The 26546-nt window shown below is 32.1% G+C and carries 21 protein-coding genes and 2 tRNA genes; 9 read left to right on the top strand and 14 right to left on the bottom strand.

Translation table 11 applies throughout. The annotated features are described in order from the left end of the window. Positions 1-267: 267 nt before the first annotated feature. Entirely contained in the window at positions 268-1782 is a 1515-nt protein-coding gene (locus RSE15_RS06465) for a GH3 auxin-responsive promoter family protein (RefSeq protein ID WP_324070304.1), read from the bottom strand. A 100-nt stretch (positions 1783-1882) separates the two neighbouring features. Between RSE15_RS06465 and RSE15_RS06460 the strand changes: the two genes are divergently transcribed. Then, a complete protein-coding gene (locus RSE15_RS06460) occupies positions 1883-2674 on the top strand; it encodes a DUF2797 domain-containing protein (RefSeq protein WP_324070302.1) in 792 nt (263 codons plus the stop codon). 55 nt (positions 2675-2729) lie between these two features. Here the strand turns inward: RSE15_RS06460 and RSE15_RS06455 are convergent, their stop codons facing one another. Together RSE15_RS06455 and sppA are read right to left on the bottom strand one after the other, a co-directional pair. Beyond that, entirely contained in the window at positions 2730-5336 is a 2607-nt protein-coding gene (locus tag RSE15_RS06455; protein WP_324070300.1) for an AsmA-like C-terminal region-containing protein, read from the bottom strand. Positions 5337-5476: 140 nt separating this feature from the next. Continuing rightward, positions 5477-7243, bottom strand: coding sequence for a signal peptide peptidase SppA (sppA, locus tag RSE15_RS06450; RefSeq protein WP_324070298.1), 1767 nt, complete (start codon positions 7241-7243; stop codon positions 5477-5479). Positions 7244-7358: 115 nt separating this feature from the next. On the opposite strand from sppA, the gene folK reads away from it, so the two are divergent. Further along, positions 7359-8501, top strand: coding sequence for a 2-amino-4-hydroxy-6-hydroxymethyldihydropteridine diphosphokinase (gene folK, locus RSE15_RS06445; RefSeq protein WP_324070296.1), 1143 nt, complete (start codon positions 7359-7361; stop codon positions 8499-8501). A gap of 111 nt (positions 8502-8612) precedes the next feature. Here the strand turns inward: folK and RSE15_RS06440 are convergent, their stop codons facing one another. After that, on the bottom strand, positions 8613-9140 hold the full coding sequence (locus RSE15_RS06440; protein WP_324070294.1) for an RNA methyltransferase: 528 nt from the start codon (positions 9138-9140) through the stop codon (positions 8613-8615). A gap of 269 nt (positions 9141-9409) precedes the next feature. Between RSE15_RS06440 and mutS the strand changes: the two genes are divergently transcribed. The 4 genes from mutS to RSE15_RS06420 all read left to right on the top strand — a co-directional run bounded on the left by mutS (position 9410) and on the right by RSE15_RS06420 (position 12768). After that, positions 9410-11977: a DNA mismatch repair protein MutS gene (mutS, locus tag RSE15_RS06435; RefSeq protein ID WP_324070426.1), complete on the top strand. Its 2568-nt coding sequence runs from the start codon at positions 9410-9412 to the stop codon at positions 11975-11977. A 150-nt stretch (positions 11978-12127) separates the two neighbouring features. After that, a tRNA-Gly gene (locus tag RSE15_RS06430) sits at positions 12128-12200 on the top strand. A 16-nt stretch (positions 12201-12216) separates the two neighbouring features. Then, positions 12217-12302 (top strand) — tRNA-Leu (locus tag RSE15_RS06425). Between the two features lie 106 nt (positions 12303-12408). Continuing rightward, entirely contained in the window at positions 12409-12768 is a 360-nt protein-coding gene (locus RSE15_RS06420) for a YegP family protein (protein WP_324070293.1), read from the top strand. Positions 12769-12821: 53 nt separating this feature from the next. Here RSE15_RS06420 and RSE15_RS06415 read toward each other — a convergent pair whose 3' ends face one another. From RSE15_RS06415 to RSE15_RS06395, 5 genes are all read right to left on the bottom strand, one after another. Further along, entirely contained in the window at positions 12822-13037 is a 216-nt protein-coding gene (locus RSE15_RS06415; RefSeq protein WP_324070291.1) for a hypothetical protein, read from the bottom strand. 78 nt (positions 13038-13115) lie between these two features. Continuing rightward, positions 13116-13322, bottom strand: a complete 207-nt coding sequence (locus RSE15_RS06410) for a hypothetical protein (protein ID WP_324070289.1) — start codon at positions 13320-13322, stop codon at positions 13116-13118. 164 nt (positions 13323-13486) lie between these two features. Continuing rightward, positions 13487-15640, bottom strand: coding sequence for a S46 family peptidase (locus tag RSE15_RS06405; protein WP_324070287.1), 2154 nt, complete (start codon positions 15638-15640; stop codon positions 13487-13489). Between the two features lie 9 nt (positions 15641-15649). Further along, positions 15650-16099, bottom strand: a complete 450-nt coding sequence (locus tag RSE15_RS06400; RefSeq protein ID WP_324070285.1) for a GNAT family N-acetyltransferase — start codon at positions 16097-16099, stop codon at positions 15650-15652. Beyond that, the gene (locus RSE15_RS06395) at positions 16099-17343 is read right to left on the bottom strand and encodes a 3-deoxy-D-manno-octulosonic acid transferase (protein ID WP_324070283.1); all 1245 of its coding nucleotides are present in this window, start codon (positions 17341-17343) and stop codon (positions 16099-16101) included. The genes RSE15_RS06400 and RSE15_RS06395 overlap by 1 nt, the downstream gene beginning before the upstream one ends. A gap of 151 nt (positions 17344-17494) precedes the next feature. Between RSE15_RS06395 and RSE15_RS06390 the strand changes: the two genes are divergently transcribed. Together RSE15_RS06390 and galE are read left to right on the top strand one after the other, a co-directional pair. Continuing rightward, entirely contained in the window at positions 17495-18622 is a 1128-nt protein-coding gene (locus RSE15_RS06390; protein ID WP_324070281.1) for a DegT/DnrJ/EryC1/StrS family aminotransferase, read from the top strand. A gap of 88 nt (positions 18623-18710) precedes the next feature. Continuing rightward, positions 18711-19724, top strand: a complete 1014-nt coding sequence (gene galE / locus RSE15_RS06385) for a UDP-glucose 4-epimerase GalE (protein WP_324070279.1) — start codon at positions 18711-18713, stop codon at positions 19722-19724. 34 nt (positions 19725-19758) lie between these two features. Here galE and RSE15_RS06380 read toward each other — a convergent pair whose 3' ends face one another. The 5 genes from RSE15_RS06380 to RSE15_RS06360 form a co-directional block, all read right to left on the bottom strand. After that, the gene (locus tag RSE15_RS06380; protein ID WP_324070277.1) at positions 19759-20010 is read right to left on the bottom strand and encodes a hypothetical protein; all 252 of its coding nucleotides are present in this window, start codon (positions 20008-20010) and stop codon (positions 19759-19761) included. Positions 20011-20053: 43 nt separating this feature from the next. Beyond that, positions 20054-20752 (bottom strand): peptidoglycan DD-metalloendopeptidase family protein, encoded by a 699-nt coding sequence (locus RSE15_RS06375; RefSeq protein WP_324070275.1) that lies wholly within the window; start codon positions 20750-20752, stop codon positions 20054-20056. Positions 20753-20830: 78 nt separating this feature from the next. Beyond that, the gene (fabD, locus tag RSE15_RS06370) at positions 20831-21703 is read right to left on the bottom strand and encodes an ACP S-malonyltransferase (RefSeq protein WP_324070273.1); all 873 of its coding nucleotides are present in this window, start codon (positions 21701-21703) and stop codon (positions 20831-20833) included. A gap of 109 nt (positions 21704-21812) precedes the next feature. Next, positions 21813-22529, bottom strand: coding sequence for a pirin family protein (locus RSE15_RS06365; protein WP_324070271.1), 717 nt, complete (start codon positions 22527-22529; stop codon positions 21813-21815). Between the two features lie 20 nt (positions 22530-22549). After that, positions 22550-23284 carry a LuxR C-terminal-related transcriptional regulator gene (locus RSE15_RS06360; RefSeq protein ID WP_324070270.1) on the bottom strand — a complete coding sequence of 245 codons (735 nt, stop codon included), beginning with the start codon at positions 23282-23284 and terminating at the stop codon, positions 22550-22552. Between the two features lie 295 nt (positions 23285-23579). On the opposite strand from RSE15_RS06360, the gene RSE15_RS06355 reads away from it, so the two are divergent. After that, positions 23580-26507, top strand: coding sequence for a RemA C-terminal-like gliding motility protein (locus RSE15_RS06355; protein ID WP_324070268.1), 2928 nt, complete (start codon positions 23580-23582; stop codon positions 26505-26507). The last annotated feature ends 39 nt before the right edge of the window (positions 26508-26546 follow it).

Raw genomic sequence — 26546 nt, 5'->3', positions numbered from 1 at the left:
CTTTTACTCAAAAGATGTAGGGCATTTAGTTAAAAGATGTACAGTAATTAATCAAAAGATGTACATCTTTTTATAAAGTAGTGCTTATAAATTCAGTTTAAGATAAGGAAGTTCTGCTTTTTTCTAGCGTTTGCGGTAAAGTGGGTTGGGGTTGCGTTTTTATTTCGCATCTTCGAGGGCCGCAGCCGTAACGTCTGGGTCCGCAAGAAGAAAGAAAGCCCAAACAAAGTAAAAGAAGTAGGGCAGTACTTGTTTTTTTGATCATGGTTATAATTGTAATTTTAATAAATTTTCTAAATACGTTCGTTCGTTTGATAATCTGGGTACTTTGTGTTGGCCGCCTAATTTATCTTCTTGTTTTAGCCAATCATAAAACAAATTTTCTCTGGCTATATTTAACACTAACGGATTTAAGGTCATATTGTTGTAGCGTTTAGCTTCATAATCTGAATTAACACTTTGCAAGTTTTCGTCTAAGGCTTTTCGGAAATTTTCAATAGAATTGGGTTTGGTTTTAAATTCAATAATCCATTCATGAGCCCCTTTTTGTTGATTGGTCATAAAAATGGGTGCAACCGTATAGTCGACAATTTCACAGTTGAATTCTTTACAGGTTTTTGCAACGGCTGCATCCGTGTTTTCTACCATTAATTCTTCTCCAAATACATTAATATGGTGCTTCGTTCTTCCTGTAACTTTAATTCGATAAGGGCTTAAAGAAGTAAAACGAATAGTGTCGCCAATTAAATAGCGCCATAAGCCCGAATTAGTCGTAATAACTAAAGCATAATTTTTATGCAATTCTACTTGATTCAGTCGAATAACCCTTTGGTTCAGTGTACCAAAAGTATCCATGGGTATAAATTCGTAAAAAATACCATAATCTAGCATCAATAGTAACTCATCGCTATCGTTTTGGTCTTGAATTGCAAAAAAGCCTTCTGAAGCATTGTAGATTTCGTAGTATTTAAAACTATCTTTTGGAAATAACTTTTTGTATTGTTCTTTATAGGGTTCAAAACTCACACCGCCATGAAAATACACTTCAGCATTTGGCCACAGTTCCAATAGGTTTGATTTTCCTGTAGTTTCTAATGTTTTTTGTAACAAGACCATCATCCAGCTAGGTACTCCAGCCAAGCTAGTAACATTTTCATTCATTGTTTCATTGATGATAGCTGGAAGTTTGGTTTCCCAATCGCCCATCAACGATATTTTACTGCTGGGTGTGGAGCTAAATTCTGCCCAAATAGGCATGTTGTCAATCAAAATAGCTGATAAATCACCAAAAAAAGTATTGTTGTCTTCATACAATTGCTTGCTTCCACCTAGGCGCAAACTTTTTCCTGTAAACAATTGAGAATCTTCATTGTTATTTAAAAATAAACATAATAAATCTTTACTAGCCTTATAATGACAATTTTCTAAGGCTTCTGAACTTACGGGGATAAATTTACTTTTAGCATTGGTAGTGCCACTCGATTTTGCAAACCATTTAATGTTAGAATTCCAAAATACATTTTGTTCTCCTTTTCGCGTGAGTTCAATTAAAGGTTCTAACTCTTCATAGGTTGAAACAGGAATTCTTTCACTAAATGTCGTGTAGTTTTTCATCGAAGAAAAATCATATTTTCTACCAATTTGAGTGTTTTCGGCTGATTTGATTAGGCTAAAAAGCAACTCATCTTGTACTTCATGCGGATATTTTAAAAACAATTCCATTTGATGAATTCGTTTTTTTAAAATCCAAGTAGCAAAAGAATTTATAATTTGTAATGGCATTTAGCGCGTTCTATTTTGAATTATGAATTGGGAATAATAACTTTACCAAAAATAGCATTTTTTTTAAATAATTTCGATAAAAAGCAAATCTTAACATAAAATGATCTACCATGGCACACTAACCAAAATGCAAACCGAATTAGGGAAACCTATTCAGTATTATTTGGTTTTTGAAAATAGTTTTTTAAACCTCAATCAGCTTTTGGGTAAAACATTTGAAATTGAATTCCAAGGCTACCAATGTCTGAATTGCGGTAAAGCAAAGAAAATCTTTCGTCAAGGCTTTTGTTACGATTGTTTTATGAGCAGCCCAGCCGTAGGCGATTGGATTATGAAACCCGAATTAAGCACCGCTCATTTAGAGATTGAAGATAGAGATTTAGCGTATGAAAAACGCGTGCAATTGCAACCTCATGTGGTGTATTTAGCGCTATCGAGTGAAGTAAAAGTAGGCGTGACCCGAAAAACGCAAGTGCCCACAAGATGGATTGATCAAGGTGCTGTGCAAGCTATTCCAATTGTAGAAGTTCCAAATAGATATTTAGCAGGAATTACAGAAGTGGCGTTAAAAAACCATTTTGCTGATAAAACCAATTGGCAAAAAATGCTAAAAAACGAATATCTAGAGATGGATTTAATTGCTGAACGAAATAAAGTTTTCGATTGGTTACCAACAGAAGTAAAAGACTATTTCCCAACCGAAGAAAAAATAATTCAACTTGATTTTCCAGTTTTACACTATCCAAAAAAAGTCACGAGTTTAAATTTAGATAAAACACCCAATTTTTCAGGAACCCTAACCGGAATCAAAGGCCAATATTTACTTTTTGAAGATGGCACTGTTTTTAATATAAGAACCTATGAAGGTTATGTGGTGAAGATGAGTTTATAAAAAGAAACCCTTTCAAATTTTGAAAGGGTTTGTCTTTTAATTATATCCTCCGTTTTTATTCTTTTTTCTTTTTTCCTCCAAACAAGCCTTTTATAGCATCGGTTGCTTTGGTTTTAATTTCCTCTTTTGGAGTGGTTTTAGGTTTTGTAGTATCTGTCGCAGTTGAGGTTCCAGATGTATTTGCTTTTGTGCCATTAATTAAATTACCTAAGGCACTTGTTCCTTGATTCACTAATTTGTCTTTTTGCATTTTAACTAATTGTGTAGTTAAATTTGTAGTAGATTGTTTTAAATCGGTGCTAAATTTAGGCTGAGAAAAATTCCCTGTCATTAAACCATTTACTGGAATACTCGTTATTTGTTTTTGGTTGGCTGGTGTTAATTTAGCAATTAAATTGTTTACATCCTTACCTAAATATTTAACAGGAACATCAAATTTCAAATCGTAATTCATAGTTTGATCAAAACCATTTGTACCACCTATATTTACAACAATGTCTTGGTATTTAATGTCGAATGGTTTTACGTTTACTTTTCCATCTTTGAAAGATAAAGCGGCTTTTACATCGTTTAAATTAACTTTACTCATGTCTATGAATTTTAAGTTAGAGCTTAAAGCCGTTAACATAGCTGAATTTTTTTCATTTACGGTAGTTGATAATAATTGACCAAATAAATCACCAGAAATGGATTTTAAATTGGGTGTCATATCGTTTTGTAAATCGCCTGATAGTTTAATGGTCGAATTTAATTTTCCATTAATAACACCAGCAATTGGTGCAATTGATTTCAGCATATCTAACTGTGTGAACGATTCGGCAATATTAACTTTATCTAAACCTAAATTCATGTTGAAAGTAGGTGTTTTTCCTTTGGTTGAAACGGTTCCTGTTAAACCTATATTTCCGCCAAAAACACTCATTTTTAAATTGTTTAAGCTTAAGGCTTCATCTCTAATAACCATGTTTCCAGAAACATCTTTTAAATTCAAATTATCATAAACAACTGTTTTTGCTTTTGCTGTAATACTACAATCTAAGAATGAAGGGATTTTAACTGCTTCGGTTGTTTTCTTTCCCTCATCAGTTGTAGTAGTGGTTGGTGCCATGAAATCTGAAACTACTAATTTGGTCGAATTCATGTTGAATTTTCCTTTCAAGATTTGGTTTTTAAACATAAAGCCATAAAAATTGTCCAACGTTCCATTTACTTGAATATCAGATGTTCTTGTTTTGGCATCAAATTGATTCAAGCGAATTTGGTTCGGATTAAAGGCAACCGAAGCTTGATTGATTTTGAACGGTTTCGCCATTTCTGGACCTTCGTAATTGAATCCAGTCAAACTAATTGTTCCAGAATTTTGTATATTTTGATATTGACTTTTTTCTACCGATTGCATGTCGAATTTCGTTTTTACATCGGCTTTTAGAATTCCAGTTAATGGTTTGTCTAATTTTACAGGATACGCTTTGGTAACATTTGCTAAATTAATAGTTCCTTTTAATTCGGCATCAATAAGTGCATTTTCTGCAATGTTTTTAACCGTTGCTTTGGCATTAAAAACATCTTGGTCAATTGCAAATGATAAATTATGTAAGTTTACATACGTGTCGTTCATTAAACCTGTTTCGTTGACTATGTGTGTGTCAATTACAATGTTTTTAACTGATTTTGGTAAATCTGGGTATTGGAAAGAAGCATTGTTTGAAGCAATCTTTACATCAAAAGTAGGAATGGTTGTTTCGGTTAAATTTCCTTTTACTTTTCCATCTACCGAAAATTGTCCTGTTGTTTTCACTTTATTGATATCGCCCGAATATGCCGCTGGAATTAATCCCAAGAAGTTTTTAAAATCAGAAGTTGGTGTTTTGAATGTTAAATCATAGGTTTGACCTGCTTCCACCATTTGAATAAAACCATTAAATTCTATGGGCAATTGATTAATCAACGCTTTGTTGTCTTTGAATTCATATTTGCTTTTCTCTAAATCAATCCCTAAAATGGCATCTAATGAAATGGCTACGTTGTTTATGTAGTTTATTTTGTCCATATCAAAAGATAGTTTTGCAGTAGTTTTAGTTTCTAAATCTAATTTTTGAGCGGCAAAATTTCCTGTTCCTTCATGATAAATACTGTCTAAAACCATTTTCATTTTGGAACCTTCATCAAGGTAAGTAAATTTTAAGTTTTCTACTTCGTAATCCTGAATATTCATAGCAAAAGGTTTGCTATCAGAAGGTTTTTTTTCAGTTTCTTCTTTTAAAGCGATGTCAAAATTCCCAATACCATCTTTGTTAAAAATGATGTTTACGATGCCGTTCACTATACTAAAACTCTCTAGATTCATAGCTTCTCCTTCGCCTTTAAAAAGCTCTTTGATGCTCATGGTTACGTTGGTTTCTCCAGCATATAAAAGCGTATCTTTTTCAAAAGGGGCGTTTGTTATAATGCTAAGTTTGTCAATGGTAACGTTCGCTTTTGGAAAACTCTTGAATAAACTTAAATCTACATCTTCAAACGCAATGTTCGCATTTACATTTTCATTTAGGGTTTTAGCAATCATTTCCTTGATTTTGTCTTTAAACAAAAAAGGGGCTGCAGCTAAGGCAATGATGGTTACCAATAGAAAAATCCCAAGTCCTTTTAAAACTTTCTTTAACATAATTGTATTTTTTGAAGTGATTTATTTTAGGGAGACAAAAGTAGTGCCAATTGTAAATTTACGCATTAATTTTGAGTAAAAATTATAAAAAAATCCCAAAAACAAATTGTCTTTGGGATTTAGTGTTTTATAGAAATGAATTAATGAATCTCAATTTCATAAGGCATCATTGCTTGAATACCTTTTCTGCTTTTCACTCGTTTGATTTGTTCTAACATTTGGAATCCTTCTTCTCCTAATTGTTCTTTTAACAATTGTTCTTTGGTTTTAAACATCGCCATTCCAGTGAAATTAGCTAACAAATCATCAAAGCTTTTTTCGTATTCTGGATAGTTTTCAGTTCTGTACGAAGACGTTTTTCCTAATTTAGCGGCATATTTAATCGCTGCATCTAAACCACCTATTTCGTCTACCAATCCAAGTTTGTGAGCGTCAACTCCGGTCCAAACTCTCCCTTGACCAATAGCATCTACTTGCGTAGTTGTCATTTTTCGTCCATCGGCTACACGTTTTAAGAAAGTAGCATATATTCTTTCGATACTTTCTAAAACATAACCTTTAAAATTTTTGTCTATAGGTTCAAAAACACTGTATCCACTTGCATTATCATGTGTTTTTACTTGCTCAGCATTGATTCCAATATTTTTACCTAATTGGTTCATGTTGGGTAACATCCCAAAAACGCCAATTGATCCAGTAATTGTGTTAGGTTCTGCAAAAATTCGATCCGCATTAGCAGCAATATAATAACCACCAGAAGCCGCATAATTTCCCATTGACACCACCACTGGTTTTACTTTTTTAGTAATTTCGATTTCTCTCCAAATCAATTCAGAAGTTAATGCATTTCCACCTGGACTATCTACTCTCAATACAATTGCTTTTACATCATCATCCTCACGAGCTTCTTTCAATGAACGATTGATTGAACCTTCACCAATTATATTTACATCTCCTTCTCCTCCTGTAATTTCGCCTTGTGCATAAATCACAGCAATAATGTCATTTTTAGAATAATCTTCAACAGTTGATGCTGCCTTTTTTGCATAATCTGTGATGCTTACAAAGTCGTATTTTTCTTTTTTATCTAACTTTAATTTTGCTCTAATGGCATCATGATATTCATCTTCATAAGCTACTTTATCAACTAATTTATTAGCCAATGCTAATTCAGGTGTTCTTGCTCCTAATGAATTGGCAATAGCATTTAATTGAACCACAGTTAATTTTCTACTCTTTGCAATATCAGAAACAATAGTACTCCAAACAGAATTCAATAAAACAGTCATTTGTTCACGATTTTCAGGACTCATTTCTTGTGTTAAGAATGGTTCAACCGCGCTTTTGTATTTTCCATGACGAATTACTTCCATTTTTACACCTGTTTTCTCTTGCAAGTCTTTCATGTATAAAATTTCAGCAGATAAACCTTTAAAGTCGACTTCCCCCATAGGGTTCAAATAAACTTGATCGGCAACCGAATTCAAATAATATTCGCCTTGTGTGAAAAAATTTGCATACGCATAAACGAATTTCCCTGACTTTTTAAATTCTTCTAGTTTGTCACGAACAGCTTTACTTTGGGCTAAGCCAAGTTGTGATTGGTTATTTAAGATAGAAATGCCTCTAATTTTGTCATCGGTTTTAGCAGCTTCAATTGCATTTAAAATATCGGTAACTCCATCATGTTCTGCTTCAAAATAACCAAAGTCTTTGTAATTTGTTTTTCCAGCATAATCTAAAGTTACTTTGGATAAGTCTAATTCAATTACTGAATTCTTTTTTACACTAACCGTGTCTTCATCGCCACCCGCAATGGCACCAATGATTATAATTCCGAAGAAAAAAATCATACAAAAAATAAATATACCTACAATTGTAGCTAATACATTTCCTAAAAATTTCATTTCAATTTATTTATTATTTACCTAATTAGTAGTTAAAAATATAAAATTGTTACATGTTCATAAAAAAACAAGAAAGGTAAATTATAAGTCTAAAAATGTTCGTTATTTTGCCAATATGAGTCAGCATCAAGTAATTTTATCTTTAGGAAGCAATCAAGGCAATCGATTAGCAACGATTCAGTCTTGTATTGATTTGATTCATAATGAAGTAGCAACAGTTGTAAAGGTTTCTAAAATTTATGAAACACCTGCTTGGGGTTTTGAAAGTGAGCCTTTTTTTAATGCTGCTATTCTAATTCATACCTCAAAATCGGCGCAAAAAGTTCTCAAACAAGTTTTGAAAGTCGAAAAAAAGTTAGGCAGAGTACGTTCTAAAGATTCAGGTTATCAAGCTCGAATTATTGATGTAGATATCATTGCTTTTGACGAAGAAATTATTTCTACAGAAACCTTGCAAGTTCCACATCCGTTACTTCAAAATAGAAAATTTGTTTTGCAACCCATGTTGGATTTAGGTTTGAATTGGGAACATCCAACGTTGAAAAAAACTATTGCTCAATTATTGCTTCAAACTGAAGATAATAGTGAAATTAAAGCTGTTCATTCCATAGTTTCGCCCATTGAAAAATTAGCATTACAACAATTCAATTACATAGCTGTTGAAGGAAATATTGGAGCAGGAAAAACTACTTTGTCAACCAAATTAGCTGAAGATTGCAATGCCAAATTAGTATTAGAACGTTTTGCTGATAATCCGTTTTTGCCAAAATTTTACAAAGACCAAAGTCGCTATGCGTTTCCTTTAGAAATGTCGTTTTTAGCCGATAGATACCAACAATTATCAGATGATTTAGCGCAATTTGACTTATTTAAAGATTTTGTAGTGGCTGATTATCACATTTTTAAATCGCTGATTTTTGCTAAAGTAACGCTTCAAGAAGATGAATTTCGTTTGTACAAAACTATGTTTGACATCATCCACAAAGAAATGCCAAAACCTGATTTGTATGTGTATTTGTATCAAAATACGGATCGCCTTTTGGAAAACATCAAAAAGCGTGGCAGAAGTTACGAACAAGAAATTCCAGCCGATTATTTAGAAAAAATTAATCAAGGTTATCTAGATTACATCAAAACGCAAACCGATTTGAATGTTTTGATTATCGATGTTTCGGATTTGGATTTTGTCAAAAAACAAGAGGATTATGTGTTTTTGTTTAATGAAATTAATAGAAAAATAGCATTAGCACGCGGATAAAACTGATGCTTCACAACGCTGATTTTTACGGATTTTCTATGTTTATTTTGTAAAGTGTAACGTCTAAGAATCAACACAAAGTAATTCTATTGTGACTATATGTTTAAAGAATTATTTCAACTTCTGAAACAAATCCCAAATTACAATTCCAGCACTAACCGAAATATTCAACGAATGTTTGCTTCCCAATTGCGGGATTTCAATCACACCATCGCTTAAATTAATAGCCTCTTGCGAAACACCTTTTACTTCGTTTCCAAAAATTAAGACATATTTTGTATTGGTTTCTGGTTGAAAATTATCCAACATAATGGCATTTTCAGTTTGTTCCACAGAATACACTTTTACATTTTCTTGTTTCAATTGATGCACCACTTCTAAAACGTCTTTAGCATATTCCCAATTCACAGTTTCCGTAGCGCCAAGAGCCGTTTTATGAATTTCTTTATTGGGCGGAGTAGCCGTAATACCACATAAGTAAATCTTTTCAATCAAAAAAGCATCCGAAGTTCTAAAAACCGAGCCAATATTGTGCAAACTTCTAATATCGTCTAAGATGACAATAATTGGTGTTTTTTGAGCTTCCTTAAACTCGTTGATGTTTTTACGTTCTAATTCTGCGTTGGCTAATTTTCTCATGTGGCAAAAATAGATATAATGTGTCAATTAGACAATTAGTCGATGTGTCAATTTTTAAACATATAAGCCATTTAAGTTCATACAAGCCTTTGCGAAATTTGCGAAAAACTTAGCTTCTTTGCGTTAAAAATTTTAGATTTTAGTCTTGCTACTTAATTCTTTTATCTTAATACTTTATTTTCTTACCTTCGCAATCATACTTAAAATTTGAAATTGTGGCTAAAAAATCTGCAGCAACTCCCGATAAAGCACCAAAGGAAACACCATTAATGAAGCAATACAACGAGATAAAAAATAAATATCCCGATGCTTGTTTGTTGTTTCGTGTGGGCGATTTTTATGAAACTTTTGGAGAAGATGCAGTGCGTGCAGCCGGAATTTTAGGAATTACTTTGACAAAACGTGGTGCTGGTTCTGAGACTGAAACTGCGTTGGCTGGATTTCCACATCATTCCATAAATACCTATTTACCTAAGTTAGTTAAAGCCGGACTTCGAGTAGCAATTTGCGATCAATTAGAAGATCCAAAAATGACTAAAACTATTGTAAAACGAGGAGTTACGGAATTAGTTACGCCCGGGGTTTCAATGAATGATGAGGTGTTACAATCGAAGTCGAATAATTTTTTAGCAGCTGTTCATTTTGGGAAGAAAACGCTTGGTGTGGCATTTTTAGATGTTTCTACAGGGGAATTTTTAGTTTCGCAAGGCAATGAAGAATACATTGACAAATTATTGCAAAACTTTCGTCCAAGTGAAATTTTAATTCCGAAACAGTTTAAAAATCAGTTTAATTCTGTTTTTGGAGACGATTTTCATACGTTCTTTTTGGAAGATTGGGTGTATAAAGAAGATTACGCTTTAGAAAGTTTAACCAAACATTTCCAAACTAATTCGCTAAAAGGCTTTGGTGTTGAAGAATTAACTGAAGGTTTGATTGCCTCAGGTGCGATTTTGTATTATTTGTCGGAAACGCAACATAACAAGATTCAACATATCACTAATATTCAACGTATTGCCGAAGATGCTTACGTTTGGATGGATAAATTTACCATTCGAAATTTAGAGTTATACCACAGTTATAATCCAAATGCAGTAACGCTTTTAGATGTGATAGACAAAACGCTTTCGCCAATGGGAGCAAGACTTTTGAAGCGTTGGTTGGCACTTCCGTTGAAAGATATTTCAAAAATTAGAAGTCGCCATGAAGTGATTTCGTATTTGAAAGCCAATCCAGAAGTTTTACAGCAAATTCAATATCAAATCAAACAAATTTCCGATTTAGAACGTTTGATTTCAAAGGTTGCTACAGGAAAAATTTCTCCAAGAGAAGTCAATTTCTTGAAAGATTCGCTGGATGCAATTATACCAATTAAAACATTGGCTTTAGGAAGCGATAATGAAGCTTTACGAGTAATTGGAGATAGTTTACACGCTTGCGAATTGTTACGAGAAAAAATCAAAACCACTATTCAAGAAGATGCACCAGTAAGTGTGAATAAAGGAAACGCAATTGCTGTTGGAGTTCATTCTGAATTAGACGAATTACGTGCTATTTCATCCACTGGAAAAGGCTATTTAGAAGAATTAGAACAACGCGAAAGTGCAGCTTCAGGAATTCCATCGTTGAAAGTTTCGTTCAATAATGTTTTTGGGTATTATATCGAAGTTCGAAATACACATAAAGATAAAGTCCCAGCCGAATGGATTCGTAAGCAAACCTTAGTGAATGCAGAGCGATACATTACGGAAGAACTAAAAGAATACGAATCGAAGATTTTAGGTGCCGAAGAAAAAATCCATCAATTAGAATCGCAGTTGTTTGAGCAATTGGTGAATTGGATTGCTACGTATATCAAACACGTTCAGTTGAATGCCAATTTAATTGCGCAATTAGATTGTTTGACTTCTTTCACCCAATTAGCGATTGATAATAAATACGTTTGTCCTGATTTAGATGAAAGTTTCGATTTGGAAATTAAAGAAGGACGTCATCCAGTAATTGAAAAGCAGTTGCCTGTTGGTGTGCCGTATATTTCCAATGATGTGTATTTGGATAGAGAAACCCAACAAATCATCATGATTACGGGTCCGAACATGTCGGGTAAATCGGCTATTTTGCGTCAAACGGCTTTGATTGTATTAATGGCGCAAATGGGAAGTTTTGTTCCAGCAGAAAGCGTGCGAATTGGTGTTGTGGATAAAATTTTCACTAGAGTAGGAGCAAGTGATAATATTTCGATGGGTGAATCTACTTTTATGGTTGAAATGAATGAAACCGCTTCCATTTTGAATAATATTTCAGAAAGAAGTTTGGTGTTGTTAGATGAAATTGGAAGAGGAACTTCAACCTATGACGGAATTTCAATTGCTTGGGCGATTTCAGAATATTTGCACGAACATCCAAATAAACCCAAAACACTTTTTGCTACGCATTATCATGAATTAAACGAAATGGAAGTTACATTTGACCGTATCCAGAATTTCAATGTTTCGGTAAAGGAATTAAAAGATACAGTTTTATTCATTCGTAAACTAGTCAAAGGTGGAAGCGCACATAGTTTTGGTATTCACGTAGCGAAAATGGCGGGAATGCCTCAAATTGTGATTCAAAAAGCGCAAAAATTATTGAAGCAATTAGAGAAAAGACATTCCAGCGAAGAATTATCCGGAATTAAATCAGCAAATGATGAATTGCAATTGAGTTTCTTTAATTTAGACGATCCACTTTTAGAAGATATTAAAGAAGAAATCATGAATATCGACATCAATACGTTAACTCCTGTGGAAGCTTTAATGAAGCTAAACGAAATAAAACGAATGTTGGTAAAAAAATAATTTCAAAATAAATAATTCGTTATCAAAAGGTTATAAAAAAGTTTTAATTTTTATTTAAAAAGTCCTTGCAAGAATAAAAATATGTACTATATTTGCACTCGCAATACGGAACAAGTATAGCGACGTTCTTTAAAAATTATAATACGAAACGCGAAAATAGCTCAGTTGGTAGAGCGCGACCTTGCCAAGGTCGAGGTCGCGGGTTCGAACCCCGTTTTTCGCTCTATACCAAAATATTTGCTTGAGTGGTGGAATTGGTAGACACGCTGGACTTAAAATCCAGTGGGTAGTAATGCCCGTGCGGGTTCAAGTCCCGCCTTGAGTACAAAAGCTCCGAACATTGTTCGGAGCTTTTTTTGTTTATAAAACTCTCTATTTAGAATTTTCTATTATCTTTAAAGAATTCTTTAAAAAAATTATCAATCACAACTATGGGTACATTTGTAATCGCACAACGATTAAGCGGGGCTTATAAATATGAGTTTGTTTCTAGAAAGGGGAAAACTATTTTTACAAGCAACGATTTTGAATTGCGTTTTGAATGTGAAGAAGAGATAGAGCGACTTAAAAATGCAATTGAACGATGTGTTTTTATGCGTTTTAAATCGTCTAGCGGTAAGTTTTTCTTTCGATTGATATTAGATGACCATGAAGTGGCAGTAAGCAGGAGGTATACTACACAATTGTTACTTCAAAAAGGAATTGATGAAATTGTAAAATATGCTCATAAAGCTGAATATTTAGATTTTTCCTCTGCAGAGGATATTTTTGGTTCAGATATAAATGGATAGCAACAAAAAAGCCCTACATTGTTTGTAGGGCTTTGATTTAAAATATATCAACCTTATTCGTCAATTCTTTTAAGGCTTACTTTTGGAGTTCCTTCAACTTTTGCAGTTGCAGAATCAACAACCGCTGAAGTAGAGTCTATAACTTCAGTTGCAGTTTCTTCAATTTTTGTAGTCGTTGAATCGATAGTGTTTTCTACTTCAGCAGTTGTTTCTTTACAAGAAACAAACATAGCAGCTAAAACTGCTAAGCTTAGAGCGATTTTTTTCATTTTTATATTTTTTTTAGATTTTTTTTTCATTAAAAAAGCCCCACATTGTGAGGCTTGATTTTTTTGTTCTAGCAATAATTATTTTGCTGGAGCTTCTGTAGCTGGAGCTTCTGTAGCTGGAGCAGCAACAGTAGAGTCAACAGCAGTAGTGTCAGCTGCAGGAGCAACTTCTTCAACTGGAGCTTCAACTACTGAATCAGTTGCTGGAGTTTCCTCAGCAGCATTTTCTTTACAAGAAACGAACATAGCAGCAACAATTGCTAAACTTAAAACAACTTTTTTCATCTTACTAAATTATAAAGGTTAATTATTAATTCGGAGCAAAGATATAAATTTTTTAACATGTCAAAATATTTTTAGACAAATTTTTTCATTTTTTTTTCTTTGGATTCCGAAATGCTTTATTTCAAATGGCGTGCCAAACTTTTTATTTTTGAAAAAATTTGTAATTATTTGGCTTTTTGAGACTTAGGATATACTATTGTCATCTCCTCTATAAGGTTTTTTGCGCCAGCAAATTTATCAATTACAAATAAAATATAACGCGCATCAACCATAATGTTTCTACAAATCTCTGAACTGTAATAAATATCACTCATGGTGCCTTCCCAAACTCTATCAAAGTTTAATCCGATAAGGTTTCCTTTTACGTCTAAAGCTGGACTTCCAGAGTTTCCACCAGTAGTATGATTAGTTGCAATAAAAGCTAATGGCATTTTTCCATTTTTATCAGCATATCTTCCGTAATCTTTCGCGTTATACAAATCGATTAATTTTTTTGGAACGTCAAATTCGTAATCGCCAGGAATATATTTTTCGATAACACCATCTAAATAACTTATAGGTTCGTATATAACAGCATCACTAGGTTTGTAGCCTTTTACTTTTCCATACGTTACACGTAAAGTACTATTGGCGTCTGGGAAAATTCTATCGTTTGGAAAGAATTCTATAATTCCTTTCATATAAGTTCTTTGTAAAGCAATGTTTTTTAAATTGATTTCATCAAACTTAGGCGCAACATTTTTTTGGTAACTATCTGCAATTGATTTTACCAATTTATAGGCAGAATCTTGATTTAATTTTTCTAAAATCGCTTTTGCATCACCACTTAGTAATTCTTTTAAGCCATTGTAGTTGGTTAATTTTGACGAACCAAAAACATTTGCAGTTAAATTTGAAGCATTAATATTATTCAAACCCTCAGGTAAAAATTGTTTTGGGGATTTTGTTGCATACAAATTGATTAACTGTTCAAAAACTTTTTCATCCACTTGAGCGCTGTAATCTTTATACAAACCTTCAAAACTTGCAACAAGGTTATTTTTACGATCGTTAAAAGCTTGTTCTCCTTTGGTGTTGTATACTTGTTCTAATTGGTACAAACGGTATCCAAATGATAAAATTTCTGAATTACGTAAAACTACTTCGGTAAAGTAATCTCTAGCAATAGCATATTCTCTAATGTCTTTGTAGTTTTTCTCGAAATCAATTAAAATAGTTCCGTATTCAGCTTGCTTGCCTGCTTTGTTAACTCTTTCTTGGAATTTCTTTTCAAAATTTTGTTTAAAGGTAACAGCATTCGATTTTTTCAAACCTTTAGTTTCACCAATCCATTTTTTCCAATAGTTTGCAACACCAGCGTATTTTGAAGCATATTGAATTTTGATAGCATTGTCTTTTCTCATGAAACCATCTTGCACTTTCAAAGCCGCATCACGAATTTCAATTTTAGCAGGATTTAAATCATTAACAATTTGTTCTACAGCGAATGATGGTAAATATTCCTGAGTTCTTCCAGGGTAACCCATTACCATTGTAAAATCGTTTTCCTGAATTCCTTTTGCAGAAACTGGGAAAAAGTGTTTTGGAGTGTAAGGAACGTTATCTTTTGAGTATTCCGCAGGACGATTGTTTTTATCAGCGTAAATTCTGAATAAAGAGAAATCTCCCGTATGACGTGGCCAAACCCAGTTATCAGTATCCGATCCAAATTTTCCGATTGAACTTGGTGGTGCACCTACTAAACGAACATCTTTGAACGTTTCGGTTACAAATAATAAGTATTGGTTTCCGTCATAAAATGCACGAATCATTGTTTCTTGCCAAGCTTCTATAGTATAGCTTTTATTTAAAGCTGCAATATTTTGTTGAATTTTCTTTTGTTTGTCGCTTTCAGTCGGAAGATTTAAAACACCTTCAAAAATTTTATTCGTTACATCTTCAATTTTAATAATGAAGGTTACGGTTAAATCTTTGTTTGGTAATTCGTCTTCCATTTTATAAGCCCAAAAACCATCAGTTAAATAATCATGTTCTACAGTAGAATGACTTTGAATGTTATCATAACCACAGTGATGATTGGTTAATAAAAGTCCTTTTGAAGAAATCATTTCCGCTGTACAACCGCCATCAAAATGAGGAACAGCATCTTTTAAGCTGGAATTGTTTACCGAATAAATATCATCGGCACTAATTTTCATTCCTAAAGCTTTCATTTCTTTTTCGTTGGTCCCTTTTAGTAACGATGGAATCCACATGCCTCCTTGTTGCGCTTGCGCATGGAAAACAACTAAAACAAGTAATAATTTTAAAAATTTCATGATATAAATTTAGTTAACTATTTTGTACTTCATTAATTTTCGATTGTGAAGTTCAAAATCGAGTGCAAGATACAATTTTTGTGCGTTTTCATTATGCGTTTCGACTTCTAAATAAAGTAATTTTAACGATAATTTAAGAACTTCTACCTGAATAAACTGAATGGCTTCTTTTCCAAATCCTTTTCCACGCGCGGTTTCTTTGATAAATAATTCGTCTATAAAAGCTATTTTTCCGCCATATTCAAAACTAAAAATAAAAGTGAGAATGATGTATCCTACAATTTCATTTTCGGAAAATATTAACCAAGATTTACCTAAATTTTCATTGGTAATAAATTCTTGAAATAGTTTTTTGGACTCTTCAATATCCATCGGATAATTATCAATTGCATAGAAATCTTGCATCATTTGGGTGATGGTTGGAATGTCTGCTTTTTCTAATGGTTTGAAGGTTGTCATTAGCTCAAAATATGGTTCATAATCGTTTGCGTGGCTCCTTTATTCATTTGAACAAATGTGCTGCAAATATGTCCTTTTTCTAATCGTTCGTCATCGTTGTGAAGTAATAAATCAAAAGCTTCGTTTAATTGGCTTTGATGCTGAATCGAAATACAACCTTCCATATTTACCAATGCCGTAGCTTCAGCAAAATGCGAGTAATTTGGACCAATTACAACTGGAACTCCAAAAGTTGCAGGTTCCAAAATATTATGAACACCTGGATTTCCAAAACCACCACCTACATAGGCAATGTCAGCGTACGAATAAATTTTGGTTAAAATTCCGATGGTGTCAATGATAAAAACGTTGTATTCTTGTAGAGCCGCGATTAATAGCGGCTCTACGTTTTCAGAAAACAAAATCGTTTTCTTTTCAATTTGATTTTTGAGATTTAAAATTTGCTCTTGCTTAATATTATGCGGTGCAATAATAAATTTCACGTCATCCGAACTCTGATTGATGTAATTCACTAATAAACTTTCATCTTTTGGCCAAGAGCTACCAATAACAATAGTAGTTTTATTGTCTTTAAATTGTTCGATAAAATTCAATGAATTATCACGTTCTAAAATCGAAACTACGCGATCAAATCGTGTATCACCAGAAACTTTTACGTTATTAAATCCGATACTTTGCAGAAGATTTTTTGAGCTTTCATTCTGAACAAAAAAGTAATCAAATGTTTTTAAGGCGTTTCTGTAAAATGCACCATACCATTTAAAAAATGCTTGGTTTTCTCGTAAAATTCCAGAAATAAGATAGGTTTTGATATTCTGGTTTTTCAGTTCGTTCAGGTAATTTGGCCAATATTCATATTTGATAAAAAATACCATTTCTGGATGAACTATTTTAATGAATTGTTTTGCATTTGAAATCGTATCTAATGGTAAATAAACCGTAACATCAGCAATTGTATTGTTTTTTCGAACTTCATAACCAGAAGGTGAAAAAAACGTAACTACAATTTTATGTGTTGGAAATTGCTGTTTTATAGCTTCAATAACAGGTATGCCTTGCTCATATTCGCCTAAAGAAGCCGCATGAAACCAAATCGTTTTATCTGTAGCATGAATGGTTTTTGCTAAAGTTTCAAAAACCGATTTTCGTCCGTCTACAAAAAGTTTCATTTTCGGACTAAAAAGGGCTACAATCTTTAAAAGTTGGGAAGCCAATATGACTACTAAGTTGTATAGAAATAACATGTTGATAAATATCTATTGCGAAAATACAGTTTCTTTGTGAAAATACATTGCCAACTAATCAATTATTGACTATTTTTGTTCTTGTTAAAAGAAAAAATTAAGGTGAATCGACTTTAAACTTTTAAACTTTAAACTTTTAAACTTATTTTTAATGAGAAAATTACAGATGGTTGACTTAAAAAGTCAATACGAAAAAATAAAAGAAGAAGTGAATGCTTCTATTCAAGAGGTTTTAGATACGAGTACATACATTAATGGACCTTTGGTTCAACAATTTCAGGCAGATTTAGAAAAATATTTGGGAGTAAAACATGTAATTCCATGTGCTAACGGAACCGATGCGTTGCAAATTGCCATGATGGGATTGGATTTACAACCAGGCGACGAAGTAATTACAGCCGATTTTACATTCGCTGCAACAGTGGAAGTTATTGCGTTATTGCAATTAACTCCAGTTTTAGTAGATGTTGATATGAATAATATGAATATTTCGCTTGACGGAATTCGTAAAGCTATTACGCCAAAAACAAAAGCAATTGTTCCTGTACATTTATTTGGTCGCGCTGCGAATATGGATGCGATTATGGAAATTGCTAAGGAGCATAATTTATATGTTATTGAAGATAATGCACAAGCTATTGGAGCTGATTACACTTCAAAAGATGGTTCTAAAAAGAAAGTAGGAACTATTGGTCATGTAGCTGCAACTTCATTTTTCCCATCTAAAAACTTAGGATGTTATGGTGATGGTGGAGCAATTTTTACGAATGATGATGCTTTAGCACATAAAATCAGAGGAATTGTAAATCACGGAATGTATGAAAGATATCATCATGATGTGGTAGGTGTAAATTCACGTTTAGATAGTATCCAAGCGGGTGTTTTGAAAGCAAAATTACCACATTTAGATACGTACAACAAAGCACGTCAAGATGCCGCAAGAAAATATAGTTTGGCTTTAAGTGTAAATCCAAATATTTGGGCGCCAACTATTTGTGATTCTTGTGATTGTCACGTATTTCATCAATACGTAATCCGAATTTTAAACGGAAAGCGTGATGGTTTATTGGAACATTTACAGGGTAAAGGAATTCCATGTGCAATTTATTATCCAATTCCATTACATAGTCAAAAAGCGTACGCAGATACTCGTTATAATGAAGCTGATTTTCCAATTACTAATCAATTGGTAAAAGAAGTAATTGCGTTGCCAATGCATACGGAGTTAGACGACGATCAAATTAAATTTATTATAGACGCAATTTTAGAATTTGTTTAATTGTAGAATCGTTGTAATGCAACGATTTTTATCATTAATTATATAGATAAGGAGGCATTGCAGTGCAATGTCTGTACAACAAAATAACATGAAAATATTAGTTACAGGTGGTTTAGGATTTATTGGTTCGCACACGGTTGTGGAATTGCAAAATAAAGGTTTTGATGTAATTGCGATAGATAACCTTTCTAATTCATCTATTGGTGTTTTGGATGGAATTGAGCGTATAACAGGAAAAAAACCACTGTTTGAAAATGTTGATTTAAGAGATAAATCAGCGGTTCAAATTTTTTTTTCGAAATACCCAGATATTTCAGGAGTGATTCATTTTGCAGCTTCAAAAGCGGTAGGAGAAAGTGTTGAAAATCCTTTGTTGTATTATGAAAATAATATTAATTCTTTAGTGTATTTGCTTCAAGAATTACAAAAAAAACCAGAAGTATCCTTTATTTTTAGTTCGTCTTGTACCGTTTATGGTCAAGCCGAATCTATGCCAATTACTGAAAATGCTCCAATTCAAGTTGCGATGTCACCTTATGGTAATACCAAGCAAATAGGGGAAGAAATCATCACGGATATAGCCAAAGTAACTAATATCAATTCGATTTTATTACGATATTTTAATCCGATTGGAGCGCATCCTTCAGCTGAAATAGGTGAATTACCTATAGGTGTTCCTCAGAATTTAGTGCCATTTATTACACAAACGGCTATTGGACTTCGTGAAAAATTATCAGTTTTCGGAAGTGATTATCCAACTTCAGATGGAACGGCAATTAGAGATTATATTCATGTGGTTGATTTAGCAAAAGCTCATGTAATTGCTCTGCAACGTTTGTTGAATAAACAAAATATAACAAAAGTTGAAATCTTTAATTTAGGGACAGGAACTGGAAGTTCGGTTTTAGAAGTAATTACTGCTTTTGAAAAAGTTTCTCAAAAAAAATTAAACTATCAGATTGTTGGTAGGAGAGAAGGCGATGTAATTGAAGCTTATGCTAACACTGATAAAGCGAATAATGTTCTAGGCTGGAAAGCAGAATTATCCTTAGAAGATGCTCTGTCAAGTGCATGGAAATGGGAACAAAAGATTAGAATATAAAGAAATCCCAAGTTTTGTAACTTGGGATTTCTTATTATTTATGGGCTGCTTCTTTAATTTTGCCAGCTGCTTTGTCTAATTTTTCAGCACCTTTTTCTAAAACGTCTCCCGTTTTTGATTGTAAAGAGTCTATTGCTTTGTCTATTTTAACAGAGGCAGTGTCCATTTTTTCTTCAATTTCAGCACCAACCGCTTCATTCGCTTCTACTATTTTTTCTTTTGTTTCTTCTTTGCAAGCAAACGAAATAGAAGCTAAAACTACTAATCCTAAAAATACCTTTCTCATATTTATATATTAAGAATTTAACATCTTAAAGGTACAAAATATGTTAGAGAACACCCAAATTTTTTTTCATTATTTTTAATAGAAAATTTGGATTTGGGCAATTGTTGGTATAATATGCAATTGTTCTTTCACTACAAACTCCTGGGTAATCTCCAGTTTTTTCTTCCATGTCAATAATGATTTGAAAATGCAAGTGCGGTGCGTAGTCGCCATTAATTGGTGGCAACCCTAAAGTGGCAATTTGCTCTCCTTTTTTTATAACTTTTCCTACTTTTTTTTCAATTAAACTTACTTCGCTTAAATGTCCATAAAGCGTGTGGAATTTGATTCCTTCTACTTCATGTTTTAAAATAATTGTTGGCCCATAATCACCAAGTGCTCTATTGTTTTGAAAACTGTGAATTTTACCATCTAATGCAGCATGAATTGTTGCCGACTCATTAATCCATAAATCTAATCCTATATGAATGTTTCGTTCTTCGGTAGCATTGTTTTTAAAAACGGTACTTCTTTGGTACAAATTTCGAGTTTCAATGTACCCTCCAAAGGCAATTTTGCCATCATTTTTATCTAAATGTTTTTGGATGAAAATTTCATAATCTTGAGAGGTTTCTAATTTATATTGACTCAACTCAGGATTCGTAACAGATAAATTCAACGGAACATATTTAGAATAATCAATTTCTGGAGCAATAACTTTTGCGGCTTCAATTGATTTGAAAAGAGTAATTAGATTTTTCATTTTTTCTTTTTCTCAAAAATAAAAATTCCTCACGAATAAAACTTCATGAGGAATTTAATATTTTAAGTATTTATATGATTAAGCAGAAATAGTTTCGACTTCTTTATTGATTTTATTTACCAATCCAACTAATACTTTTCCTGGGCCAACTTCAGTAAAACTTGTTGCGCCATCTGCAATCATTTGTTGTACAGATTGTGTCCATTTTACGGGAGCCGTTAATTGTATGATTAAGTTTTTCTTGATTTCATTTGCATCAGAAACTGCATTTGCGGTTACATTTTGGTATACTGGGCAAATTGGAGTTGAAAAAGTTGTTGCTTCAATTGCGGCAGCTAGTTCTTCTCTTGCTGGTTCCATCATTGGTGAGTGAAAAGCGCCACCAACAGGTAAAATTAATGCTCGTTTTGCGCCCGCTTCTTTCATTTTTTCGCAAGCTAATTCTACGGCTTTGTATTCGCCAGAAATCACTAATTGTCCTGGACAGTTATAATTTGCAGCCACCACAACTCCATCAATCGAAGCGCAAATATCTTCCACAATTTGATCGTCTAAATTTAAAACTGCAGCCATAGTTGATGGTTTAATTTCACATGCTTTTTGCATGGCAATTGCTCTTTGTGAAACTAATTTTAATCCGTCTTCAAATGATAAGGCACCATTAGCAACTAATGCTGAAAATTCGCCTAACGAATGTCCAGCAACCATTTCAGGTTTAAAATTGTCTAATGTTTTTGCTAAAATTACCGAATGTAAAAAAACAGCTGGTTGCGTAACTTTAGTTTCTTTTAATTCTTCTGCAGTTCCTTCGAACATAATGTCGGTAATTCTAAAACCTAAAATTTCATTGGCTTTTTCGAATAATTCTTTGGCTAATGCCGAATTTTCATATAAATCTTTTCCCATTCCTGAGAATTGTGCTCCTTGACCTGGAAATACGTATGCTTTCATGTTTTTAGTTTAAAAGTTTAAGGTTTGTGAGTTTAAAGTTAAACTCAAAACTTAAGCAAAAATAGTATTTTTTTTAAAGGAATACTAAAAACGAAACATGTAACACCATTTATTGCTCCATAGGAATTTCCATCACTAAAAACTTTGAATCAATATTGGCTTTGATTTCAATTTCATTGGTTGCCCAAATCCCAATAGCATCTCTTCTTTCTAGTTTTTCGCCATTTACTTCAATTTCTCCTTCAATTGTCATGATGTAAAAACCGTTTCCTTCTTTTTTAAGTGATAGTTTTTTAGAGAAATCTTTGTCAAAATCACTTAAATAAAACCAAGCATCTTGATGAATCCAAACACCTGCATCATCAGGATTTGGAGATAGAATTTGAGCGAAATTATTTTTTTGTAACGATTGGTCTAATGTAATTTGTTGGTAACGAGGTTCGACATTTCTATATTTTGGAAACAACCAAATTTGGAACAATTTTGTATGTTGGTCGTGATTTGGGTTGAACTCACTGTGTTGGATTCCTGTTCCAGCACTCATTACTTGCACATCTCCTGTTTTGATGGTTGCGGCATTTCCCATACTGTCTTTGTGAGCCAAATCGCCTTCAAGTGGAATTGTTATAATTTCCATGTTATCGTGTGGATGCGTTCCAAATCCCATTCCTGCAGCTACGGTATCATCGTTTAATACACGAAGCATGCCAAATTGAATTCTTTCAGGATTAAACCAGCTAGCAAAACTAAAGCTATGGTATGCATTTAACCAGCCATGATTTGCATTGCCACGTGAATTTTCTTTGTGTAAAATTCTGTTATTCACAATAAGATTATTTTGTTAATTTAAATCCAACCTTCGTTTATTGCTATTGAAATGAGTTCAGTTATATTATTTGTTCCAAATTTCAAAAGCATATTATTACGATGTTTATCGATAGTGTATTTGCTTAAATATAGTTCTTTAGAAATATTAATACTGCTTTTACCATTAGCAAGCAAAATTAAAATTTCTTTTTCTCTTTTGGTTAATTTAATTTTTGAAACACTAAAAAAAGAATCAACTGAAACATCAATATAGGATTGAACTCCTTCAAGTCCAATAAAAGATAATTTTGATTTATTTGTTGTTTTTAAGTTTGAAATATCGGTATGTACAACTAAAGTTCTAATAACACCACCATCATCTTTGCATTGAATTGGTATAGCTTGATGTAAAATTCTAATGTATTCTCCGTCAAGTTTTTGAATTCTAAAATCAAATCTAGTTTTGTATTTCGGTACTTCATCTGCTGGTAAGGAAGTAAAAAAATCAACTACTTTTTGTTCAAAATCTAAAAAATATCCAACATCGTCAGGATGAATTCTTTTAAAAAAAAACTCGTAACTTAAGTTATCATTATCAAAACCTAAAATATTTGTTATAGAAGGATGAACATATTCAAAAACACCTTCTTCCAGATTGCAAATGGTATAATAATATTCACCAACTGTAAAAATATTAACAAGTTTAGTTTCTAGATTTTCCTTTAATTCTTTTTCTAAAATTAAACTTCCTTGTTTCAATATTTTTGTACGCATTTTTAAATATTCATTGAATAAATCAGTCATAATTAAATTTATATTAGAATAAATAAACTAAAGATTAGCCTAAATTACAAAAATAAGTTTTAAAATACATATTTATAAGTAAAAATACATATTTATAGTTATTTTATAATCTTAATTATATGTCAAAATTTGCAATATCAATTATTTGAAGTATAAAGTAAGTTTTAATTGATTTTATATTTTTTTGAATTAGAAGATTTAATTTAATAAAAATTTCCATATTTAAATATGTTTTTTAGTATAAATTTTAAAGATTGTTAAATAAATGAAATTATTAAACTTTTTAAGTAAAAAAGTAAAACCGTCGACTCTTTTTTTTAGAATTATTCTTTTTCTATTAATTTCTCATACTTCAATAGCTCAAGAATATACATTTATTCCAGATGAAAATTTTGAGCAGGCACTTATTGATTTTGGATTTGATTCAAATCCAATTATTGATCATCAAATTTTAACTGATGAGATTAATACTATTGAAGAATTAAATCTTCAATTTTATGGAATTTCTAGTTTGGAAGGGATACAAGATTTTATTAGTTTAAAGGCTTTATTTTGTGAAGATAATTTAGTTACAGAAGTTGATTTAAGTATGTTAACTAATTTAGAATTGGTTTTTATAACTAATAATTTGTTGACAAGCATTAATGTTTCGGGTCTTTCAAATTTACAGATGTTAGAACTTTATGGAAATAATTTGGCAGATATTAATTTGAGTGGATTAACAAGTTTAATAGATTTACAATTAGGGGATAATAATTTTGACTCTATTGATGTAAGTCACCTTACTACATTAGCTTATTTAGGTCTTGGGGGCAATAATTTAAGTACTATTGATATTAGTACATTAGTTAATTTAGGTGCTTTTGGATGTGAAAATAACCAAATAAGTAATTTGAATTTTAATGGATTAAGTCAATTAGAATCAGTAAGCTGTGGTGATAATCTATTAACAGAATTAGATGTAAGTCAGTTAACTAATTTAAATAATTTACAATGCCAAAATAATTTTTTAACAAGTTTAGATTTAACTTTTTGTCCAAATTTATTAGGTTTAAATTGTAAAAATAATCAATTGACAAGTTTGAATTTATGTTCAAGTTCAATATTTTATGTAATAGACTGTTCAAATAATTTTTTAAGTAGTTTAGATTTAAGATCTATTCAAAATTGGCCTACAATTAATTATCGATGGGATTTTAGAAATAATAATATTAATAAAATTTATGTTACTAATACAGCAACAGCTATTTCAAATAATTATATACGAAAGGATATAACAGCAGTCTATTCATCCGAAATAGCATTTGGAGGTAATGCGTCTTCAAATCAAACAATCTGTTTTGGTACAAAGCCAAATGATTTGAATTTAACTGGTAATTCAGGATCTGTTATTAAATGGCAAAAATCTACTAATATTGATTTTTCTTCAAATGTCACAGATATTATAAATACAACTAATTCCTTAACAGGAGTTGAAATTGGAAATTTGACAAGTAACACCTATTTTAGAGCTGTAGTTGAAAGTGGGATTTGTGTGCCCATTGCTTATTCTAATGTTGTTGAAATTTTAATTGGAGGAAGTTCAGTTTGGGATGGAAATTTTTGGAGTAATGGTGAGCCGGATTCGACTAAGGATATCATTTTTTCAGAAGACAAAATACTAACTTCTGATTTAATAGCATGTAGCTGTCATATTAATAATTCAGCAAATGTAATTGTAGGTTCGGGGATTGATTTAACGATTGTTAACAACTTAAGTGTTGATTCTGGTTCAAGTTTAATAGTTGAAAACAATGCTAATTTAATTCAAATAAATGATGTAACAAATAGTGGGAATATTATTGTGAATCGAAATTCTGCTCCTATTGTTAGACTAGATCATACTTTATGGTCAACTCCGGTAACAGGTCAGCAAACTCTTCAACAGTTTTCACCACAAACATTATCGAATAGGTTCTATGTTTACAATACAGTTTCTAATAGTTTTTCGCCTATTGGCATGACTTCTACTTTTCCACTTGCGAAAGCAATTGGTATTCGTGCGCCGAACAATTGGGGCACTAATCCTTCTGAGTGGAGTGGTAGTTTTGTGGGAACGCCAAATAATGGTAATATATTATATTCAGTTTCAACTGTTGGTTATAATGGTGTTGGCAATCCTTATCCATCAACAATTGATGGAAGTACATTTATTAGTGCTAATAGTGATAAAATTACGGGTACACTATATTTTTATGCGCATACACTATCTATGAATTCAGTGGGTGTTTTTCCATCAGGTACTAATTATGCAACATGGAATCCTGGAATGGGTGGCACTCCTGCATCTGTAGGGTCAGGAGGAACGGGGAGTAGTCCAGTTATTCCAAATGGTATAATTCAAGTTGGACAAGGTTTTTTTGTTAAGGCAACACAATTGGGAGATTTATCTTTTACTAATTCAATGCGTATAGGTAATTCGGACAATCAATTTTTCAGAACGAGTTCAACATCTTCCATATCCTCAACAGAATACAATATAGAAAGGCATAGAATTTGGTTAAATTTATCCAACCCTACAAATCCATTAAATACTATTTTAGTAGGCTATGCAGCTGGTGCTACAAATGATATTGATAACGGATTTGATGGTTTAAGTTTTGGAAGTGCAGGAAGTTATCTTTATAGTGTATTAAATAATTCTAATTATACAATTCAAGGAAGAGCTTTGCCATTTTTAATTGATGATGAAGTTTCTCTTGGTTTTAAAGCTTCGGAAGCCGGTGTTTTTACAATTTCAATATATGATGTTGACGGACTATTTGATGGCAGTCAAGATATTTTCATAAAAGATCTTCAGCTAGAAACCATTACCAATATAAAAAATAATAGTTACACTTTTACTAGTGATGTTGGGACTTTTGATAACCGTTTTAAGATTGTTTATAAAGAACCACAATTAAGTTCAGATTTATTTTTAAATGAAAACAATGTTTTATTATATATGAATTATGAAACATTGTTTATAAAAAGCAATATAAGTTTAATAAGTAAAGTAATAGTTTCTGATATACAAGGTCGGGTAATTTATGAAAAAGGAGATATTAATAACTCTAATTTTCAAACAGACGCAATCAAAGCCACAGACCAAGTAGTTTTAGTAAAAATATTTAGTCAAAACGGTAGCATATTTACAAAAAAAATTATGTTATGATTTTCTTATAATTATTTTAGAAAAATGAAATTAGTTATA

It is taken from the genome of Flavobacterium sp. (assembly GCF_035195345.1).
Lineage (GTDB): Bacteria > Bacteroidota > Bacteroidia > Flavobacteriales > Flavobacteriaceae > Flavobacterium.
The sequence above is the reverse complement of the archived record's forward strand: the minus strand, read 5'-3'. Positions and strand labels throughout refer to the sequence as shown.

Excerpts from the sequence above, each read along its gene's own strand:
- mutS (WP_324070426.1), top strand. The coding sequence starts at position 9,410 with ATGAAGCAATACAACGAGATAAAAAATAAATATCCCGATGCTTGTTTG.
- galE (WP_324070279.1), top strand. The coding sequence starts at position 18,711 with ATGAAAATATTAGTTACAGGTGGTTTAGGATTTATTGGTTCGCACACG.
- RSE15_RS06415 (WP_324070291.1), bottom strand. The coding sequence starts at position 13,037 with ATGAAAAAAATCGCTCTAAGCTTAGCAGTTTTAGCTGCTATGTTTGTT.
- RSE15_RS06410 (WP_324070289.1), bottom strand. The coding sequence starts at position 13,322 with ATGAAAAAAGTTGTTTTAAGTTTAGCAATTGTTGCTGCTATGTTCGTT.
- RSE15_RS06455 (WP_324070300.1), bottom strand. The coding sequence starts at position 5,336 with ATGTTAAAGAAAGTTTTAAAAGGACTTGGGATTTTTCTATTGGTAACC.
- RSE15_RS06375 (WP_324070275.1), bottom strand. The coding sequence starts at position 20,752 with ATGAAAAATCTAATTACTCTTTTCAAATCAATTGAAGCCGCAAAAGTT.
- RSE15_RS06390 (WP_324070281.1), top strand. The coding sequence starts at position 17,495 with ATGAGAAAATTACAGATGGTTGACTTAAAAAGTCAATACGAAAAAATA.
- RSE15_RS06395 (WP_324070283.1), bottom strand. The coding sequence starts at position 17,343 with ATGTTATTTCTATACAACTTAGTAGTCATATTGGCTTCCCAACTTTTA.
- RSE15_RS06420 (WP_324070293.1), top strand. The coding sequence starts at position 12,409 with ATGGGTACATTTGTAATCGCACAACGATTAAGCGGGGCTTATAAATAT.
- RSE15_RS06465 (WP_324070304.1), bottom strand. The coding sequence starts at position 1,782 with ATGCCATTACAAATTATAAATTCTTTTGCTACTTGGATTTTAAAAAAA.
- RSE15_RS06400 (WP_324070285.1), bottom strand. The coding sequence starts at position 16,099 with ATGACAACCTTCAAACCATTAGAAAAAGCAGACATTCCAACCATCACC.
- RSE15_RS06355 (WP_324070268.1), top strand. The coding sequence starts at position 23,580 with ATGAAATTATTAAACTTTTTAAGTAAAAAAGTAAAACCGTCGACTCTT.
- folK (WP_324070296.1), top strand. The coding sequence starts at position 7,359 with ATGAGTCAGCATCAAGTAATTTTATCTTTAGGAAGCAATCAAGGCAAT.
- RSE15_RS06360 (WP_324070270.1), bottom strand. The coding sequence starts at position 23,284 with ATGCGTACAAAAATATTGAAACAAGGAAGTTTAATTTTAGAAAAAGAA.
- RSE15_RS06440 (WP_324070294.1), bottom strand. The coding sequence starts at position 9,140 with ATGAGAAAATTAGCCAACGCAGAATTAGAACGTAAAAACATCAACGAG.
- RSE15_RS06380 (WP_324070277.1), bottom strand. The coding sequence starts at position 20,010 with ATGAGAAAGGTATTTTTAGGATTAGTAGTTTTAGCTTCTATTTCGTTT.
- RSE15_RS06405 (WP_324070287.1), bottom strand. The coding sequence starts at position 15,640 with ATGAAATTTTTAAAATTATTACTTGTTTTAGTTGTTTTCCATGCGCAA.
- RSE15_RS06460 (WP_324070302.1), top strand. The coding sequence starts at position 1,883 with ATGATCTACCATGGCACACTAACCAAAATGCAAACCGAATTAGGGAAA.
- sppA (WP_324070298.1), bottom strand. The coding sequence starts at position 7,243 with ATGAAATTTTTAGGAAATGTATTAGCTACAATTGTAGGTATATTTATT.
- fabD (WP_324070273.1), bottom strand. The coding sequence starts at position 21,703 with ATGAAAGCATACGTATTTCCAGGTCAAGGAGCACAATTCTCAGGAATG.